The sequence below is a fragment of the Nocardia sp. Tas62D01 genome, from assembly GCF_055232035.1.
In genome coordinates this window covers 707,730-723,492 of the sequence record NZ_JBUYUZ010000001.1, presented here as the reverse complement: position 1 = coordinate 723,492, position 15,763 = coordinate 707,730, and the positions used below count along the sequence as shown (strand labels likewise).

13 protein-coding genes and 3 pseudogenes are annotated in these 15,763 nt (G+C 66.6%); 9 read left to right on the top strand and 7 right to left on the bottom strand.

The window, feature by feature from the left end; all coding sequences use genetic code 11:
- Window positions 1-45: 45 nt before the first annotated feature.
- Window positions 46-184, top strand: a pseudogene (locus ACV7NQ_RS03625) (IS5/IS1182 family transposase); the annotation flags it as partial.
- Between the two features lie 275 nt (window positions 185-459).
- Window positions 460-1,077, top strand: a complete 618-nt coding sequence (locus ACV7NQ_RS03620; RefSeq protein WP_463358302.1) for an IPT/TIG domain-containing protein — start codon at window positions 460-462, stop codon at window positions 1,075-1,077.
- Window positions 1,078-1,144: 67 nt separating this feature from the next.
- Here ACV7NQ_RS03620 and ACV7NQ_RS03615 read toward each other — a convergent pair.
- Both ACV7NQ_RS03615 and ACV7NQ_RS03610 read right to left on the bottom strand, forming a co-directional pair.
- Window positions 1,145-1,439: pseudogene (locus ACV7NQ_RS03615) on the bottom strand (helix-turn-helix domain-containing protein); the annotation flags it as partial.
- A gap of 435 nt (window positions 1,440-1,874) precedes the next feature.
- Window positions 1,875-2,330, bottom strand: a complete 456-nt coding sequence (locus ACV7NQ_RS03610; RefSeq protein WP_463358301.1) for a nuclear transport factor 2 family protein — start codon at window positions 2,328-2,330, stop codon at window positions 1,875-1,877.
- 357 nt (window positions 2,331-2,687) lie between these two features.
- Between ACV7NQ_RS03610 and sigJ the strand changes: the two genes are divergently transcribed.
- The 3 genes from sigJ to ACV7NQ_RS03595 all read left to right on the top strand — a co-directional run bounded on the left by sigJ (window position 2,688) and on the right by ACV7NQ_RS03595 (window position 4,239).
- A complete protein-coding gene (gene sigJ / locus ACV7NQ_RS03605; protein WP_463358300.1) occupies window positions 2,688-3,623 on the top strand; it encodes an RNA polymerase sigma factor SigJ in 936 nt (311 codons plus the stop codon).
- Between the two features lie 62 nt (window positions 3,624-3,685).
- On the top strand, window positions 3,686-3,922 hold the full coding sequence (locus tag ACV7NQ_RS03600; protein ID WP_463358299.1) for a hypothetical protein: 237 nt from the start codon (window positions 3,686-3,688) through the stop codon (window positions 3,920-3,922).
- Entirely contained in the window at window positions 3,922-4,239 is a 318-nt protein-coding gene (locus tag ACV7NQ_RS03595) for a hypothetical protein (protein WP_463358298.1), read from the top strand. The genes ACV7NQ_RS03600 and ACV7NQ_RS03595 overlap by 1 nt, the downstream gene beginning before the upstream one ends.
- A 316-nt stretch (window positions 4,240-4,555) precedes the next feature.
- Here the strand turns inward: ACV7NQ_RS03595 and ACV7NQ_RS03590 are convergent, their stop codons facing one another.
- Window positions 4,556-4,951 (bottom strand): hypothetical protein, encoded by a 396-nt coding sequence (locus tag ACV7NQ_RS03590; RefSeq protein ID WP_463358297.1) that lies wholly within the window; start codon window positions 4,949-4,951, stop codon window positions 4,556-4,558.
- A 399-nt stretch (window positions 4,952-5,350) separates the two neighbouring features.
- On the opposite strand from ACV7NQ_RS03590, the gene ACV7NQ_RS03585 reads away from it, so the two are divergent.
- The gene (locus ACV7NQ_RS03585; RefSeq protein ID WP_463358296.1) at window positions 5,351-6,016 is read left to right on the top strand and encodes a response regulator; all 666 of its coding nucleotides are present in this window, start codon (window positions 5,351-5,353) and stop codon (window positions 6,014-6,016) included.
- Window positions 6,017-6,050: 34 nt separating this feature from the next.
- Here the strand turns inward: ACV7NQ_RS03585 and ACV7NQ_RS03580 are convergent, their stop codons facing one another.
- A complete protein-coding gene (locus ACV7NQ_RS03580) occupies window positions 6,051-6,938 on the bottom strand; it encodes a serine hydrolase (protein ID WP_463358295.1) in 888 nt (295 codons plus the stop codon).
- Window positions 6,939-7,194: 256 nt separating this feature from the next.
- Between ACV7NQ_RS03580 and ACV7NQ_RS03575 the strand changes: the two genes are divergently transcribed.
- Window positions 7,195-9,231 carry a serine/threonine-protein kinase gene (locus ACV7NQ_RS03575; RefSeq protein ID WP_463358294.1) on the top strand — a complete coding sequence of 679 codons (2,037 nt, stop codon included), beginning with the start codon at window positions 7,195-7,197 and terminating at the stop codon, window positions 9,229-9,231.
- 97 nt (window positions 9,232-9,328) lie between these two features.
- Here ACV7NQ_RS03575 and ACV7NQ_RS03570 read toward each other — a convergent pair whose 3' ends face one another.
- From ACV7NQ_RS03570 to ACV7NQ_RS03560, 3 genes are all read right to left on the bottom strand, one after another.
- Window positions 9,329-11,818, bottom strand: coding sequence for an FtsX-like permease family protein (locus ACV7NQ_RS03570; RefSeq protein WP_463358293.1), 2,490 nt, complete (start codon window positions 11,816-11,818; stop codon window positions 9,329-9,331).
- On the bottom strand, window positions 11,815-12,516 hold the full coding sequence (locus tag ACV7NQ_RS03565) for an ABC transporter ATP-binding protein (RefSeq protein ID WP_463358292.1): 702 nt from the start codon (window positions 12,514-12,516) through the stop codon (window positions 11,815-11,817). Before ACV7NQ_RS03565 ends, ACV7NQ_RS03570 begins: the two co-directional genes overlap by 4 nt.
- A gap of 64 nt (window positions 12,517-12,580) precedes the next feature.
- Window positions 12,581-12,901 carry a hypothetical protein gene (locus ACV7NQ_RS03560; RefSeq protein WP_463358291.1) on the bottom strand — a complete coding sequence of 107 codons (321 nt, stop codon included), beginning with the start codon at window positions 12,899-12,901 and terminating at the stop codon, window positions 12,581-12,583.
- Between the two features lie 311 nt (window positions 12,902-13,212).
- On the opposite strand from ACV7NQ_RS03560, the pseudogene ACV7NQ_RS03555 reads away from it, so the two are divergent.
- Together ACV7NQ_RS03555 and ACV7NQ_RS03550 are read left to right on the top strand one after the other, a co-directional pair.
- Window positions 13,213-13,332, top strand: a pseudogene (locus ACV7NQ_RS03555) (DNA-binding response regulator); the annotation flags it as partial.
- A gap of 74 nt (window positions 13,333-13,406) precedes the next feature.
- On the top strand, window positions 13,407-15,680 hold the full coding sequence (locus ACV7NQ_RS03550; protein ID WP_463358290.1) for a serine/threonine-protein kinase: 2,274 nt from the start codon (window positions 13,407-13,409) through the stop codon (window positions 15,678-15,680).
- Window positions 15,681-15,763: the final 83 nt, after the last annotated feature.

The window sequence follows — 15,763 nt, the reverse complement described above, 5'->3', positions numbered from 1 at the left end:
TGCGCCCGGCACTGCGCGGCGATGTTGTCCCTCGACCCCCGCGAACGCGCCGTCGGCGAGCTCGGGAACTCGCTGCTCGAAGACTACCGTCGAGGCGCTGCGGCGAGTCAGCTTGTGCCCATGGCGGATCGGTGCCATCGGCGTCGCCGTGCTGGTGCTGCTGCACATCGAGCACGGCCGCACCCCGTACCCGCGACATGCCGCTACCCGGCTCAATCATCAAGTCGTATACAGGTATCCACGTCGGCGGCGCATTGTTCAATTCAGTCATAAGTAGGGCGTCGGTTCCATGACGGTGATGGAGATAGCGGTCCGGACATGGGCTTCAGTCGAAAACGGACAAAAAACGGATCGGAGGATCCATTGTCAAAGTGTCGCCGCTGGAGGTTACTGGATAGAGCGAGGTCGGCACCGCTGCAGGAGAACACTTTTCACCTCATCATCGATTGGAGCAGATCCATGCCACCTGTTATCACTACCCTTACACCCAGTTCGGGGCCCGTCGCGGGTTTCAACTCTGTGGTGATCACCGGCTCCGGTTTCAGCGGTGTCGGTCCGTTGACCGTGCGGTTCGGCACGACGGCAACCACATTCACCATCGACTCCAATACCCAGATCACGGCCATCGCCCCGCCTGGGACGGGCACGGTGAACGTCACCGTCACTGCAAATCTGGACGGCACGAGCAGCCCGCTGCCCTACATCTATGGCCCCGGCCTCGTCTATGCCAGCGATGGCGTCAACCCCGGCACGGTGTATTCGATGCCGGCAACCGGTGGCATAGCAACCCCCGTGGTGACCGGCCTGAATGCGCCTATGGGTCTCGCCCGCGTCGGTAACACCCTCTATATCGCCGAATTCGGGGCCAACAGGGTGGTGTCGGTGCCGGCAACTGGCGGCCCGGTAACCCCCCTGGTGACGACCGGTCTGTCGGGCCCTGTCGATGTCGCCGTTTCCGGTAGCACCCTCTTCATCACCGACAGCGGCAACCTGAGGGTGGTGTCGGCGCCCATCGGCGGCGGTAGCCCCACCTTGGTCGCCACCGTCGCCACCGGCGTGTTCGGTGTCGCGGTTTAACCTTCAGGAGAACTGCCGAATTATTCGCGTGTTGTCCCCGGTCGGCCTGTGGTTGGCCGGGGACAATCGTGCGAGCTGTATGCAGCCCGAACGCCTTCCAGATCCGGCCCACCGTCGACTTCGACAGTCCGCTCTCGGCGGCCATCGATGCCCGCGACCAGCGACCAGTGCGTGGCATCGGCCGGCTGCCGTTCCAACGTCGCCACGAGCACCGCCTCGACCCGCTCGTCGGTGATCGTACGCGGCGCCCCGGGCCGCGGCTCATCACCTAAACCCTCGATTCGCTTGTCCAGGAACCGTTTCCGCCACTTGGTCACCGTCTGCGGCCAAATCCCCAGCTCGGCGGCGACCTCCTTGTTCGACCGCACCCATCTTCCCCGGACGTGTGTTGACGTGTCTTGGTGTTGACGGCAGTGTCGGTGTCCGCCCGAAGGATGGCTCCCCTTTCGGTTTGCGTGCATGGTTTCCCCTGTATGGCAATGGTTTTGGTGAGCGCTACCGGTGTGGTCGGATCGAGGGGTGAGGGGGGACTGGGTGTGGGGTGAAGGGGGTTCATAAGCACGCCCGACCCCCGTGCCTCGATGGAAGGTGGAGTGCAGTCTGCGTGGTGTCGTGATGTGTGTTGGTGGGCTAGTCCGGTGGCTGGTCAGAGGATCGCTGTGTGGTGCTGTCCATGAAGCGGAATAGTTCGACGCTGTACTCGTGGTGGAGTTCCTGGACAGCTCCACTCCACCGGGCGGCCTTTACCTATTTATGGATTGCCGAGCTCACTCGCACATGATCCCTGGGCATTTCAGCTACCGGGTGCCTGGCGCTGCGTCGGGCACCGAACCCGCCAGCGGAGTGGAGTCGACGTATATGACCTCATAGACGCGTTCGGTGAACTTCCAGCCCTCCGAGGTCCGCTGGTAGCGGTCGTGGTAGACGGAGTAGTTCAGATGCGAGCTGCCGTCGCGCAGGCGCCCGAACTCCGAGAGGTAGGCTCGGCCGATCGCGGTTTCGCCGTTGAGCTGGATCGTGCCCGGGTGCGTGTTTTGTACGAAGTAGTCCCAGAGATCCTTCAGCCGCTCGATCCCGGTTCGGATTTCCTCGCGGCTGACGTACTCGACATTGGCGAGGGGGATCCGCAATTGGCCGTCCGGTGTGAACAGTGAAATGAGGCGGTTGTAGTCCCCCATCATCCTCGCGTCGGTGAACTCCCCGCGCAGAGCCTCGATCTCGAAGCGGTCGGCGATCGCCTGAATGTCGCTCATCGGTTTCCTCTCTTGTCGGCCTTGTCGGCCTCGAACTGTGCGGTATTGCGCTGCTGAGGCGGTCACCAGCCGTAGGGGGCCGAATCGACCCCAGGCGACGAGCGCGGCGAGCACGAGCAGGATGGTTCGGCTGGAGGACTTTCACCAGGCCGGACATGGCGAACATGGCGGCCAGGATCGCCTGCACGATCCACAAGAACACGGTCATCGAGGGTCTCTCCGGTGTCGTTGGTGCGCGTCTCACCAGTACGACGACACAACCCCTGAGAATGTGAGGTGCCGCGCGAACCTCACAGTTCGATGCGCTGTTTCGTCGAAATAGTGACGACAGATGCGACCAAGGGAGTCGGCGACACTATGAGCACCCGATCCGAGCCAGGAGACGACCGGCTCGATCCGAGCCTGAGCGCGATCATGAGCGAGCGGCGTCAGCTGATCAATCTCGCCTACCGACTCCTCGGCTCCCTGGCCGATGCCGAGGATGTCGTACAAGAGACCTACGCCCGCTGGTACGCCATGTCCCCACAGCAGCAGCAAGCCATCGAATCCCCCGGCGGCTGGCTGATGAAGGTCGCCAGCCGCATCCGCCTCGACCTGCTCGGCTCGGCACGAGCCAGGCGGGAAAGCTATGTGGGCGAATGGATCCCGGAGCCGCTGCCCGATCGCACGGAATGGATCAACGGACGGGCGGGCGGCGCCACCGTCGATCCGGCCGACCGAGTCACCCTCGACGAGTCGATCAGCATGGCCTTCCTCGTCGTGCTCGAATTGATGACTCCGGCCGAGCGCGTCGCGTTCATCCTTCACGATGTGTTCCGCTACTCCTTCGCCGAAGTGGCCGAGATCGTCGGCCGGACACCGGCGGCATGTCGCCAGCTGGCCTCCTCGGCCCGCCGTCGTATTCGCGCGTCTCGGGGGCCCACGACTCCCACAGTTCGGCGCGCCGACATCGTCAGGGACTTCAAACAGGCATGGGAAGCCAAGGACCTCGCCGCCCTGATCGGCCTCCTCGACCCCGACGCCATCGCAATCGGCGACGGCGGCGGCCTCGTCAGCGCTGGAGTCCGCCCGGTCGAAGGCGGCGAGCAGATCGCACGCTATGTCGTCGAATTCACCAACAGGGCAACCGATCTGACGATCCTGGAGCATACGGTCAACGGTCAGCCCGGCCTGGTGGCTCAGCAAGACGGCGTCACCGTGGCGGTGCTGGCGTTCGACATCGCAGGCGACCAGATCAAGCACATCTGGGCAGTACGCAACCCCGAGAAGCTCCGGCCTTGGACGGCGGTCTGACGCGTTTTCGCGTGGACTGGTGAGGTCGCGCGCATACCGCTATCGGCGGTACGCTCGGCGGTATGGCTGGACGAAAGACGTCGGTGTCGTTCGACGACGAGACGCTAAAGATCCTCGCACGCCGCGCCGAAGAAGAAGGCGTAGATCGATCGGCATATCTGGCGCAGTTGGTGCTCCGCGACGATCTACGGCGCAGGATCACAGCCGACAGCGCCACCTTGAACGCGGCTGGGCACACCCCTGACCGCGCAACCGCGGTCACCGCGGCCCTTATTGCGCAGCGCCGCGCGGCCGATTGATGGCAACGCCCCGATTCGGCGAGGTCTGGAACGCCCCGTCGGGCTCAGTGCTGCCCGGCGGAATGCTGTGCCTGATCGTCTCCAGCGACGATTTCAACCGCATCAGGCGCCAGTACATCATCGTCGAGGTCGTCGCCGAGCCGTTGACCGGCGACGCGATCCTCTGCGATCTCGGGCCTGTCGGCGTCGCGCTGACCGGTGCCCCCTTCACGGTCGGCCCGGGCTGGTGGACCGGCGTTGAGGAGCCCATCGCGGTGCTCAACGAGGAAGTCGCGCGGCGGGCCGCCGACCAGATTCGGGCAATCCTCGGCCCCTGACCTGCCTGGACGAACGGCCGGAACACACCAACTACCGGCACCGCTTCCGGTTGGGGTCCCGGTAGTTCTCGCACAAAAACACGGAAATGCTGGTCAGAGACGGTTTTTCGCACTGATGGTTGTGGCGATTGGGTCGGGTAGCTATGTCGCAAGTTCGTTGCGCAGGCGCCGTATCTCAGCGCGTCGTCGTAAACCCCGCTGGTCAAGCTCGGGCCGAGCCCGGCGCGACTGCAGGTGCGTGCACTACCGTGCGACGTGACCGCTCTGGTCGACATCGCCGAGCGGGCCGATCCCTATCCCGCGCAGATCCGTTCGGTCAGCTGCTGCCGAACGAGCCGCCGCCGCCCCAGCCGCGGTTGCCCCAGCCGTCGCCCCAGCCGCGGTTGCCCCAGCCGTCGCCCCAGCCGCGGCCGCCCCCACCGCCGCCGCCCCAGCCGTGGCCGCCCCCACCGCCGCCGCCCCAGCCGTGGCCGCCCCCACCCCAGCCGTGGCCGCCCCCACCGCCGCCGCCCCCACCGCCGCCGCCCCAAGGGCGATCAACCTGTACCACTACGGGTACGGGCGTCGGCGCGGCCACAGCAGGAACCGCCGCCGTCGTCATCGGAATGGCTATCGCGGCTCCAACGAGCGCGACCTTCGTGAGCAACTGGCACGTGGTGGTTCGGTGCGTCTTGTTGGTCATCATTACCTTCTTCCGGCGAGTTCGTCGCACGGACCTAACTCGCCGATTGTCGAGTTCATTGACATTCAACGACGCTTATGATATTAGCCCTGCACCGTCGTCGCCACCACCACGCGAACAGCCGGATTGCGTAGTGACCTAGTCCGGATCGGTGCTGCTGGCGTCTCGGTGTTCAAGGTGCTGGAGATCGAGGGTGACCGCGCGGGTGTTGGCGGTCGGGGACGGCGCGCTTGGCGACCGCGGCTTATCGCCGAACGGTTTTCCCGGACAAGGGTTTTGGCTGCGCAGCGTCGCTCGGTTTCGTCGCCGGGTGTACCGGTCGCGGTGATCGCGGCGGCGAGCACCGTCGGGCTCGGCTCCAGCGGGTGACGTTCGTCGTGCTGCGGGTCTCCACCGCCCCAGAGCGGAGGAGCCAATTAGGGTGAGCGAGTGGCAATAACGGTTTTGATCGCCGACGATCAGGCGATGGTGCGTCAGGGCTTCGGGGCGTTGCTGGCCGCCCAACCCGACATCAGCGTCGTCGGTGACGCGCCGGATGGGAATGTCGCGGTGGCCGAGGCCAAGCGGCTGCGACCGGATGTGGTGCTGATGGATGTCCGGATGCCGGAGATGAACGGCCTCGATGCCGCGCGCGCCATCCTTGCCGCCGGTTTCGATCCGCCGGTGCGGGTGCTGATGCTGACCACGTTCGATATCGACGACTATGTCTACGAAGCGCTCAGTCTCGGTGCGAGCGGGTTTCTGCTCAAGGATGCTCCGGCCGAAGAACTGGTGCGCGCGGTCCGCGTGGTCGCCGACGGTCAGGCACTGCTGGCGCCGACCGTCACTCGCAGGCTGATCGCCGATGTCACGCGCCGCCGCACCGCGACTCGCGCCAAGCCCACTCCCGCTTTGGGTTTACTGACCCCGCGCGAGCGCGAGGTGCTGGAGCTGATCGCGAAAGGCATGTCCAACACTGAGATCGCCGAAACTCTTTTCGTCGCCGAGCAGACCGTGAAAACCCATGTCTCCAAGGTGTTCTCGAAACTCGACCTGCGCGATCGCGCGCAAGCTGTCGTCCTGGCCTACGAATCGGGCCTGGTCACCCCGGGCTGATCGGCACGCGACGGGCCGATCCGTAGCAGCCGGATCAGTGCGGGCATTTGCCGCCGCGTAGTTCGTCGAGGTGCCGCGCGATCAGCAGCGCCAGCCGGTCGAGCAGCGCGGTGGCGTCCTCGAACTGGCCCGTATCGGCCTGTGCCGCAAGGGCGATGGCGACGTCGCCGGATTTCGTCGGCACCACGCCGAACTGCCGGACCAGGTAGACGCCGGTGTTGTCGTCCGGTCCCCAGCCGCCCTTGAACTCGGCGCCGGTGATCGAACCGAGGCCCCAGCGCTGTTCCGGCGTGATCTGCTGCATCAACTCGGTCACAGGGGCGGACTGCGCCAAACACGGCAGCCGCGAGGCGAACCGGGCCTGGTTGGCCAGCGTCCATTCGGTCTGCCCGAAGGCGGTGTAGTCCAGCCGGGTTCGTGGCCCGGCCACGCCGGTCACCGCATCTCCGGCCTCATCCAATACTTCCTGCACGGCCTTCGCGGCTTCCAGGCCGTCGCCGAGCGACTCCCAGAGTGCCTCGGCCGCACCGTTATCGGAGACCGTGATCGCGGCCTCGGCGTCGCTCGCCGCGCCTTCGGGATCGTGCCGCAACGCGGCGATCGCCAGCGGCACTTTGATGGTCGACCAGGCGATGCCACTGGTCCAGTCGCCGAAGATGGTCATCCGGCCACCACCGACCGGCATGATCGCCATCCCGACCTGACCGGGCAGGTTGGGCTGCAGCTGGGTGAAATCGGCGGCCAGCGAGTCCGGCAGGTTGATCGACCCCCTGGGACGCCACGACCCAGCGGTGTCGACTGTGATCGTCAGCGCGGTCGATGGCTCGTGCTTGTTCGGTAGCAGACCGCAGGAGGTCACCATGAGCAGCGTGGCCACCGCAGCGCAGTGCAACACCGCGCGCCAGGCAGAAATTGTTCTCAAAACCTCATCACCGCGTTCTCCCCACCACCACAACATGTGACCGTTGTTCGTCGGCGGTGCAAAACTTACCCGTCACACCCGAGAGCCCATTCGGCCGGTGACCGAACGTCGGCATCATCATCGCGTCGTCGGACAGTGACTCGATGATGATGCCTAGTGGATAGTTTTGCCGATTTTCGCGAAGAATTCGAAACGTCGTGGCCACGGGGCTACCCGGTAGGCTGACTGACCTGTATTCACCTCGAAGGGGGTCGCGTTGCTGAAAAGCGGTGAGGTGTTTGCCGGGTTCACCATCGAGCGTCTGCTCGGGCAGGGTGGCATGGGATCGGTGTACCTAGCCCGCCATCCTCGATTGCCCAGACAGACCGCGCTCAAACTGCTCAACCGCGAACTGTTCACCGACGCCGAGGTGCGGGCCCGCTTCGAGCGCGAGGCCGATCTGGCCGCGCATCTGGACCACCCGAATATCGTCGCCGTCTACGACCGTGGCTCCGAGGACGAGCAGCTATGGATCTCCCTGCAGTACGTCGACGGCGTCGACGCGGCGACGGTGAACCCGATGACGCTGCCGCCGGAGCGGGCGGTGCAGATCATCGAGGGTGTCGCGGGCGCACTGGATTACGCACACGGCATGGGCGTGCTGCACCGCGATGTGAAGCCCGCCAACATCATGCTGGCGCGGTCGGTCGGCGGGCAAGGGGAACGGGTGTTCCTCGCCGACTTCGGGATCGCCCGGCTGCGTGAGGATTCCACGCACCTGACCCAGGTCGGTATGTTCACCGCGACCCTGGCCTACGCGTCGCCGGAGCAGATGACCGGCGCGCATCTCGACCATCGCTCCGATCAGTATTCGCTGGCCTGCGCGCTGTACTGGCTGTTCACCGGGATGGCCCCGTTCGACGCGCCCGATCCGAACGACATCATCCGCGGCCACCTGCAATTCGCCGCACCGCCGTTGGCCGCGAAACGGCAGGGCCTGAACCCGGCGCTCGACGGCGTGCTGGCGCGGGCCATGGCCAAACGTCCCGATCAGCGCTACGCCTCCTGCGCGGAGTTCGCCGCGGCCGGCCGCCACGCACTCACCGCGCCCGCGCAACCGATGCCACCGGTGGCCACCGTCCAGATGAATCCGTCCTTTTCCGCTCCGCTGCCGGTGTATTCGGGACCAGGAGCGACGCTGAGTGTGCCGCCCGCGAATCCCACCATGGCGGTGCCGCCCGCCGCCGATCACGCGGCATTTCCGCAGCCGGTCGGTGTGCCGCCGCAGGCTGTGGCTCCTGCCGGACCCGGGTACGGTGGTGCGCCGCCACAGCCTGCGGCCTATCCCGGGCCATCTGCGGTGAATCCCGGTGCCCTACAGCCGATGCGGGCCGCTCCTCAGGCCGGTTCCGCGCAGCCGGCGGGCGGACCGAGCTATATCTTGTCATCCACACCGCATGGGTATAGCGCTGCGCCCCAGCAGCATTCGGTTTATCCCGACCCGCGCGCGGTGAATCCAGTTGTCGGACAGCCTATGCCGCCTATGCCGTCGCAAGTGCCGTCGGCGTACCCGCCTGCGCCGCCGGGGCCGCCGGGGCCGAGTTACGGTGGCCCGCAGCAGGTGCCGCCGCGCAGATCCTCCGGTACCGTCGGCTGGGCCGTGCTCGGCGTCGTGGTCGCTGTTGTCGCGGTGGTCGCCGTCATCGGGGTGATGGCCTTCGGCTCGGGGTCGGAGGAGGATTCCGCGACATCGTCCGGGCCGTCCTCGGCGCCTGCCACATCGCCCGCGCCGCCGGATCCGCTGGCGCCGAGCCGCCGCGCTTTCCCCAACCTGCTGCCGCAGGGCGCCAACCCATTCGGTAACGCCGCCTACCAGGACGCGAGTTGCATGTCTCGCAAAGCCGCCGACGGCCTGCGGCTCAAAGATGAACCGCTGCAATCCAGTCGGTGGGTGACAGCGTGGGAGTGCAGCCGCGACGTCTCCGACACCAACCACATGAACTACACGATTCTCGCCTACGATTCCCCGGCGGCCGCGCAGGCGGTCGTCGCCGCGCTACCCCCGAATACCGCGACTCCCGGGCGCAAGAGCGCCGCAGCCCAGACCGCGCACCTGTGGACCGAGCCCGACCCGCCGGGCCCGCTCGCGCCGTTCTACCACACGGCAAAGCTGGTGGTCAGCTTCGAATCCGATCCCGCCCGCTCGAATTATCTGCTGTATGTGAGCGATCACGGCACTTCCGGCGCCTCGCAGACCGCGCCGCCGTCGGTGCAAGACGCGGTTACCGCATGGTGGGCCGCTGCGCCGTTGTAAGGACCCTGGGAATTGTTGCCGGACGGTGGAATCCAGAGGGCTGCCTCCTCGCGCCGATATCGACACGCCGACGCCGGGGGTGTCGCGGTTTCCGGATTCAGTCGACGGCGAGTGCCTCGACGATCGGCATACGCGCCGCGCGCATGGCGGGCGGGATCGAGCCGAGCAGGGCGAGGCCGAGGGCGGCGGTCCCGTAGACCAACAGGATCGGGCTCGCGGCGTAGACGATATTGATGGTGATCGCGTGGCCCATGGCGACCGTAGCCAGGAATTGCACCGCCGCGCCGACGACGAGACCTATTGCCGCGCCGACCAATCCGATCCCGGCCGCCTCGGCAAGGACCGAGCGCAACAGAAACTTGCGGCTGGTGCCCATGGCGCGCAGCACACCCAGTTCGCGGCGGCGTTCGAGCACCGAGAGCATGAGCGTGTTCAGCAGTGCCACCGTGGCCACCAGCACCACGATCCACAGGATGGCGTTGCTCATCGCCGCACCCTGCCGCACGCTCGAGGAGATCGCGGTCACCGCGGCCTTGCCCGTGTCGACATGGATGTCCGCGGGCACCACCTGCTGGACCGCGGCCTGCACCGCGCGGTGGTCCGCACCCGGTTGCATCGTCACCGCCAGAATCGTCTCGCCCGGTCGTTCGTACCACTGGCGCAGCCGGCCGAGATCCATTATGACGACGCCCGCGATCGCGGAGAAGTACGGAATCACCTGCAGCACTTCGACGGTGTGGTCGCCGGTCGGGGTGGGCAGCGTGACCTCGGCGCCCTCGTGGACTCCCAACGATCGCGCGACGTCACGCGAGATCACCACGCCCTCACCCGCGGCCATGCGGGTGACCGCGTCGTGATCCACCGCTCCGGTCCTACGGCCCGCATCGGCGGGATAGCCCTGCAGCATCACCCGCCCGGTACCGAGGGTGGCGAAGGCCATCTGCGCCGGGCTGACATCGGCGACGCCCGGCACCGCCGCGATCTTGTCCCGCAGGTCTACCGGCAGCAGTGGCCCGGTCGGAAACTGTTCCATCGCACTGGGACTCACATACAGATCGGTGCTGCCCAAGCCCTCGAACGTGGCGGTGGCCGAGTCGACCATATTGCGCGTGGCGCCGCCCATGGCCACGGTGGCGGCCACGCCGATCATCACCGTCATCGCGGTCGCCCACACGCGCCGAGGTGCGCGTTCCAAGGTGATGGCGCCCAGTGCACCCGGTGCGCCGAATATCCGGGCCACCGCCGCGGCTACGCGCACGATCGGCCCGGTTGCCGCGAAGCACAGCGTCACGGCCGCGGTGAAGGACAGGGAGATCGAGGCCAGCGAGTAGCGGCCGAGGTCGGTCTCGGCGATGCCGATCGCGGTAACGGTCAGCCCGAGTCCGACCGCGATGGCAACCCATCGCAGCCTCGGGTTCACCGCATCGGTGCGGGCCACCCCGACCGGAACCAGCGCCTCGATCGGCTCGACCTTGTATACCTGCCTGGCCGCGATGCCCGCGGCAGCGACACTGGCCAGCACGCAGGCAGCGATCGCGACAGGAATCGCGTATCCCGGCACCATGTATTCCGTGCGTGCTTCCACCGACTGCACGATCGCGGCCGGTAGCCGGTCAATCGCGTTGCGGCCCATGAAGACACCGATCACCGCGCCGATTACGCCACCGAAGATGCCGAGCAGCGCCGCCTCGGCCAGCAGGTCGCGCACCATCGGCGCGCGTTTGCCGCCGATGGCGCGCAGCAGTGACAACACCGGCCTGCGTTGTGCGACAGCCATGTTCATCGCGTTGTAGATCAGGAACCCCGAGACGATCAGGGCCGCGGCCGAGGCCATCAGCGTCGAATACCGGACGAGCTGAATCGCGCCGCCCGCCTGGGCTGTGCGCAGGCTCGGTTCGGCGACAACGGCGCGGCCGTCGACCACCTTGGTCAGCGCGTTCCGCAGCGCCGCGAGATCGGTACCCGGTGCGGCGACGATCTGAATGGAGTCCAGCCGCCCGGTCCGTCCGGTGATCTTCTGTGCTACCCCCAGCGTGGCGGCGACGATGTGGCCGCCGTTGAGTTGCTCGGACGTCTTGTCGTCGAGAACCCCTGCGACGGTGACGGTTCCGGACCCGAGGGGGAACTGTTCGCCCTCGGCGTGGCCCATCGCGGCGCCGACGAGGACACCATTGGGGACGGTCAGCAGCTTGCTTGCCTGTGCGCCCATCGGCCCGGCCAACTCGCTGCCCAGCGCGCCGATGCTCGTATCGGCGCCGATCAGCAGTGCCCGGTCGGCGCCGGTGCCGATCTGGGCGCGCAACATCGGCACCGCCTTGTCGACTCCCGGTGTGGTCGCGATCCGTTGCTGCAGTTGCTGCTCGAACCCGGCGTCGGTGACACCGGAGATCTCCAGCGCTGCTTTGCCGCCGAGACTACGGGTGAGCCGATCCACCGATCCGGTGACCGAACCGGAGATGCTGAACACCGCGACCAGCAGGGCCGCCGAAACGCCCATCACGGTCAGCGACATGAGGGTGCGGCCGCGATGGGCGAGCAGTTCACCGATATTGAACAACCGCAGCCGATCCCACGCGGCCATGATCATTCGCGCACCGTGCGCTTTGCCGCATCGACCTTGTCGTTGGAGCCGATCTGCCCGTCGCGCAACGTGATTATCCGATCGCAGTACTGGATGGCGCCCATATCGTGGGTCACCATCACCACGGAGTTGCCGTTGCCCGCGAAATCGCCGAGCAGCTTCAAGATGGCCGCACCGGTCTTCGAATCGAGGTTGCCGGTGGGCTCGTCGGCCAGGATCAGCGGCGGGTCCATGATCAGCGCGCGCGCCACCGCGACCCGCTGCATCTGCCCGCCGGACAGCTCGGCGGGCCGGTGTGCGGCACGATCGCCGAGGCCGACCCGCTCCAGCAGCTCCAGGGCGCGCGGCTTGGCCTTGCGTAATCCGGTGCCGTCCAACAGCTTCGGGATCGCGACGTTCTCCCAGGCGGTCAGCGTCGGAAGCAGATTGAAGAATTGGAAGATGAAACCGACACGGTGGCGTCGGAATTCGGACTGGCGCTCCTCGTCCAGCGCGCCGATCTCCTCACCCTGAAAGCGGATCGACCCCGAATCCGGGCTGTCGAGCGCGCCGAGCAGGTGCAGCAGGGTGCTCTTGCCCGAGCCGGACGGCCCGATGATCGAGGTGAATTCGCCCGACTCGATGCGCAGACTGATGCCGTCGAGTGCGCGTACGGTCTGCTCGCCGACCCGGTATTCCTTGGTGATGTCCGACAGTTCCAACATGGCGTGATCCAGCATGACGGTCCCCCGCCCTCTTCGCCAGTAAACGGATCGCCGACCGCAGGACTTATCGTGCGAACGCTTCGGAGGCCAGGTGGCGGCGGCGATAGTGGGCATCGAGCACCGCGCGCAGCGCGGGCTGTTCGGCGACGAGTTCGAGATAGGCATCGACGGCGGACTGCCCCTCGACCAGGGCCTGTTCCATCTTCACGTCGAGGTGGATGTTCCACCGGTAGTGCAGCGCGAGCAGCAATCCCTCCGGCCCGCCGAACAGCCGTTCCAGCTCGGGGATCCCCGTGAACAGGTCGGGACTGTCCGGATCGACCGCCGCACGGGTGAGCACGGTGTGCACGATGTCGGTTCGAGTGTGCTGATCTTCCCAGGACATGGCTTTTGCCTTCCGTGATGTGTTCGTCTCTGGCCGCGGGTGACGCTGCGCGGAGAGGATGCGACTCACGCTACGGCCGCTGAATGCGGTGTCTTCGTGCCGGGACGCGAATTGAACTCCTACCGTGGTAGGACAGCCGGACCGCTCACAGTACGATGTACCAGGCCGGATTCGGCGGTCAGCCTTACTACCTTACAAGATGGATGTGACCCCCGTCATGATCTCGCCGGTGGGCGCTCGTCGGTTACTTCGGGATGGCCGCGACTGCGTTGTTCCTGCTCCAGCCGGTGCCGGCGGATTTCGCTCCGTTCATCCTCGTGAAAACCCATGTAGGACACATATTCGGCAAGCTCGAGCTGCGCGATCGGGCCACCGCGATTGTCTTTGCGTTTGACCACGGGGTGGTCTCACCAGGAGAATCCACTGTCTGACGGGCAGGCTCCGGTCGCGAACCAACGTGATTGGCGGTGCGTGATCTCGGCCCGGGAAGTGGAGGAATGACGGGGTGGACGGACCTGGTTGGAGGGTTGGCAGTCGATTCGGGCCGTACGAGCTGCGCTCGCTGCTCGGCAAGGGAGGCATGGGCGAGGTCTACGAGGCCTACGACACGGTGAAAGACCGGGTCGTCGCGGTCAAGCTGCTGTCGGAAGAACTCGCGCAGGACCCGGGCTACCAGGTGCGCTTCCGGCGCGAGTCGCAGGCCGCCGCCCGGCTGGCCGAGCCGCACATCATCCCCATTCACGACTGGGGCGTGATCGATAGTGTGCTGTTCATCGACATGCGCCTGGTGCCCGGCGTGGATCTGGGCTCATTGCTGCGCAATCAAGGGCCGATGAACGCCGAACGCGCGATCAGGATCATCGAGCAGATCGGCGCGGGTCTGGACGCCGCGCACGCCGACGGCCTGGTGCACCGCGACGTCAAACCGGCCAACATTCTGGTCACCGACGCGGATTTCGCCTACCTGGTCGACTTCGGTATCGCCCACACCGAGGGCGACAGCACGATGACCCAGGTCGGTATGGCCATCGGTTCCTACACCTACATGGCGCCGGAGCGGTTCGACGTCGGTCCGGTGACCGGCCGCGCGGACATCTATTCGCTGGCCTGCGTGCTGCACGAATGCCTCACTGGAACGACACCGTTCCCGGTGTCGAGCATGAGTGTGCTGATCAGGTCGCATCTTTCCGCACCGCCGCCGCGACCGAGCGTGCAGCGACCGGGACTTCCGCCCGCGCTGGACGAGGTGATCGCGCGCGGCATGGCGAAGGACCCGGCCGACCGTTATTCGACCGCGACAGAGCTGTCGCGTGTCGCCCGGGTCGCGCTGGGGGCCGCACCGGCAGCGAACACGCGCACGTTCGTAGTGCGCGCGCCGGACCCGGCGACCTTCGGTAAGTCGGATCCGACCGTGGTGCAACGGTCATCGGCGTTCATCCCGGCGGAGAGCACAGGCGAGCTGGTGATCCGTCCCACGGATCCGACCATGGTGACCGCCACCGACTTGCAGTTCACGCCGCTGCCGCCGCGAAAGCCCGCGGCCACACCATTCGGGCCGCCCGCACCCTTTCAGCCGACGCCGCAGGTACCTCTGGTCCGGCCGTTTCCGGATGCGCACCTATATCGAGAGGATCAGCAGTATTCGGGCGGGCGGTCGTACGAGGAGCCGCAGTACCCAGACGCGCAAGAGTATTCGGGCGGGCCACAGTACACGGAACGGCAGCATCCTGGTGCGGAGCGGTATTCGGATACACCCACACAGTCACAGCATCTTGGTGCGCAGCGGTATTCGGATACACCGCCGTACACGGAGCCGCAGCATCCTGGCGCGGAGCAGTACTCGGATATGCCGCCGTACACTGATGCGCAGCAATATTCGGACGCGCCGGAGCACCCAGGGGTCGAGCAATACTCGGACACGGAGCAATACACCGCGCCGCCGCAACAGTATTCGGACCCGCACCAGCACGCGGAGACGCAACGGTATTCGGCCCACCAGAGTTCGGACGCATCGTTCTACCCCGACGCGCAGCCGTTTTCGGATGCTCGGCCGGATCCACAGCAGTTCTCCGGTGCCTCGTCGGATTCGCCTTTCCAGCCGCAGTATCAGCCGCAGCACGCCCGCGACTTCCGGGCGCCCGGCTATGTGGCTCGCGACTATGTGGCTCGCGACGACTACGCCGCCCGCGACGACTATGCGGACTCCGGCGACTACGAGGCCGACGACTACTACGGCACGGATTCCGCTGCGGACCCATACTTACCGCCACCAAATCGCCGCTCGATCGTGATGCCCATGCTGATCGGTGTGGTGGTTGTCCTCGTCCTCGTGGTCGGTGGGGTGATCGGCTGGCAGATGCTGGGCTCCCGCGGTTCCGGGACATCCGCAGCGCCCAACGAGGCAGGGTCGGCCGTCACATCGACGGCTCCCAACAGCACGACACCGGGCACGTCGGCTACGAGGCCCGCGACGTCGTCCGCGCAGGCGTCGTCCACTCCGGTGACGCTGCCCGTCGGCGCCAAGGCGTGCTCGACCGGGCAATCGAGGCCGGGGACCTTCGCACAGGCCGCCGCGGGCAGCGAGGTGACCAGTTGCGCCTTCGCGGAGGAGGTGCGCCAGGCCTACGCCGAGTCCGCCACCGCAAATGTCTCGCGGGCACCACGTTCGGTGGTGGCGACCAGTCCGGTCACCGGCCGGACCTACACGATGGAGTGCACCGCGGACGGCCAGTTGGTGACGTGCAGCGGCGGCGACAACGCCGTGGTGTACGTCTACTGAGCAGGCGTATTCCCGGCGGAGCTCAGCGGGGGTGTGCCCGCCGCGAGCGAGCCTCTCCACGTCGTTGCGCACGATGTCCAAGG

Bases quoted from the DNA above. Each gene is read 5' to 3' on its own strand.
- ACV7NQ_RS03620 (WP_463358302.1), top strand. From the start codon at position 460: ATGCCACCTGTTATCACTACCCTTACACCCAGTTCGGGGCCCGTCGCG.
- ACV7NQ_RS03610 (WP_463358301.1), bottom strand. From the start codon at position 2,330: ATGAGCGACATTCAGGCGATCGCCGACCGCTTCGAGATCGAGGCTCTG.
- sigJ (WP_463358300.1), top strand. From the start codon at position 2,688: ATGAGCACCCGATCCGAGCCAGGAGACGACCGGCTCGATCCGAGCCTG.
- ACV7NQ_RS03600 (WP_463358299.1), top strand. From the start codon at position 3,686: ATGGCTGGACGAAAGACGTCGGTGTCGTTCGACGACGAGACGCTAAAG.
- ACV7NQ_RS03595 (WP_463358298.1), top strand. From the start codon at position 3,922: ATGGCAACGCCCCGATTCGGCGAGGTCTGGAACGCCCCGTCGGGCTCA.
- ACV7NQ_RS03570 (WP_463358293.1), bottom strand. From the start codon at position 11,818: ATGATCATGGCCGCGTGGGATCGGCTGCGGTTGTTCAATATCGGTGAA.
- ACV7NQ_RS03565 (WP_463358292.1), bottom strand. From the start codon at position 12,516: ATGTTGGAACTGTCGGACATCACCAAGGAATACCGGGTCGGCGAGCAG.
- ACV7NQ_RS03560 (WP_463358291.1), bottom strand. From the start codon at position 12,901: ATGTCCTGGGAAGATCAGCACACTCGAACCGACATCGTGCACACCGTG.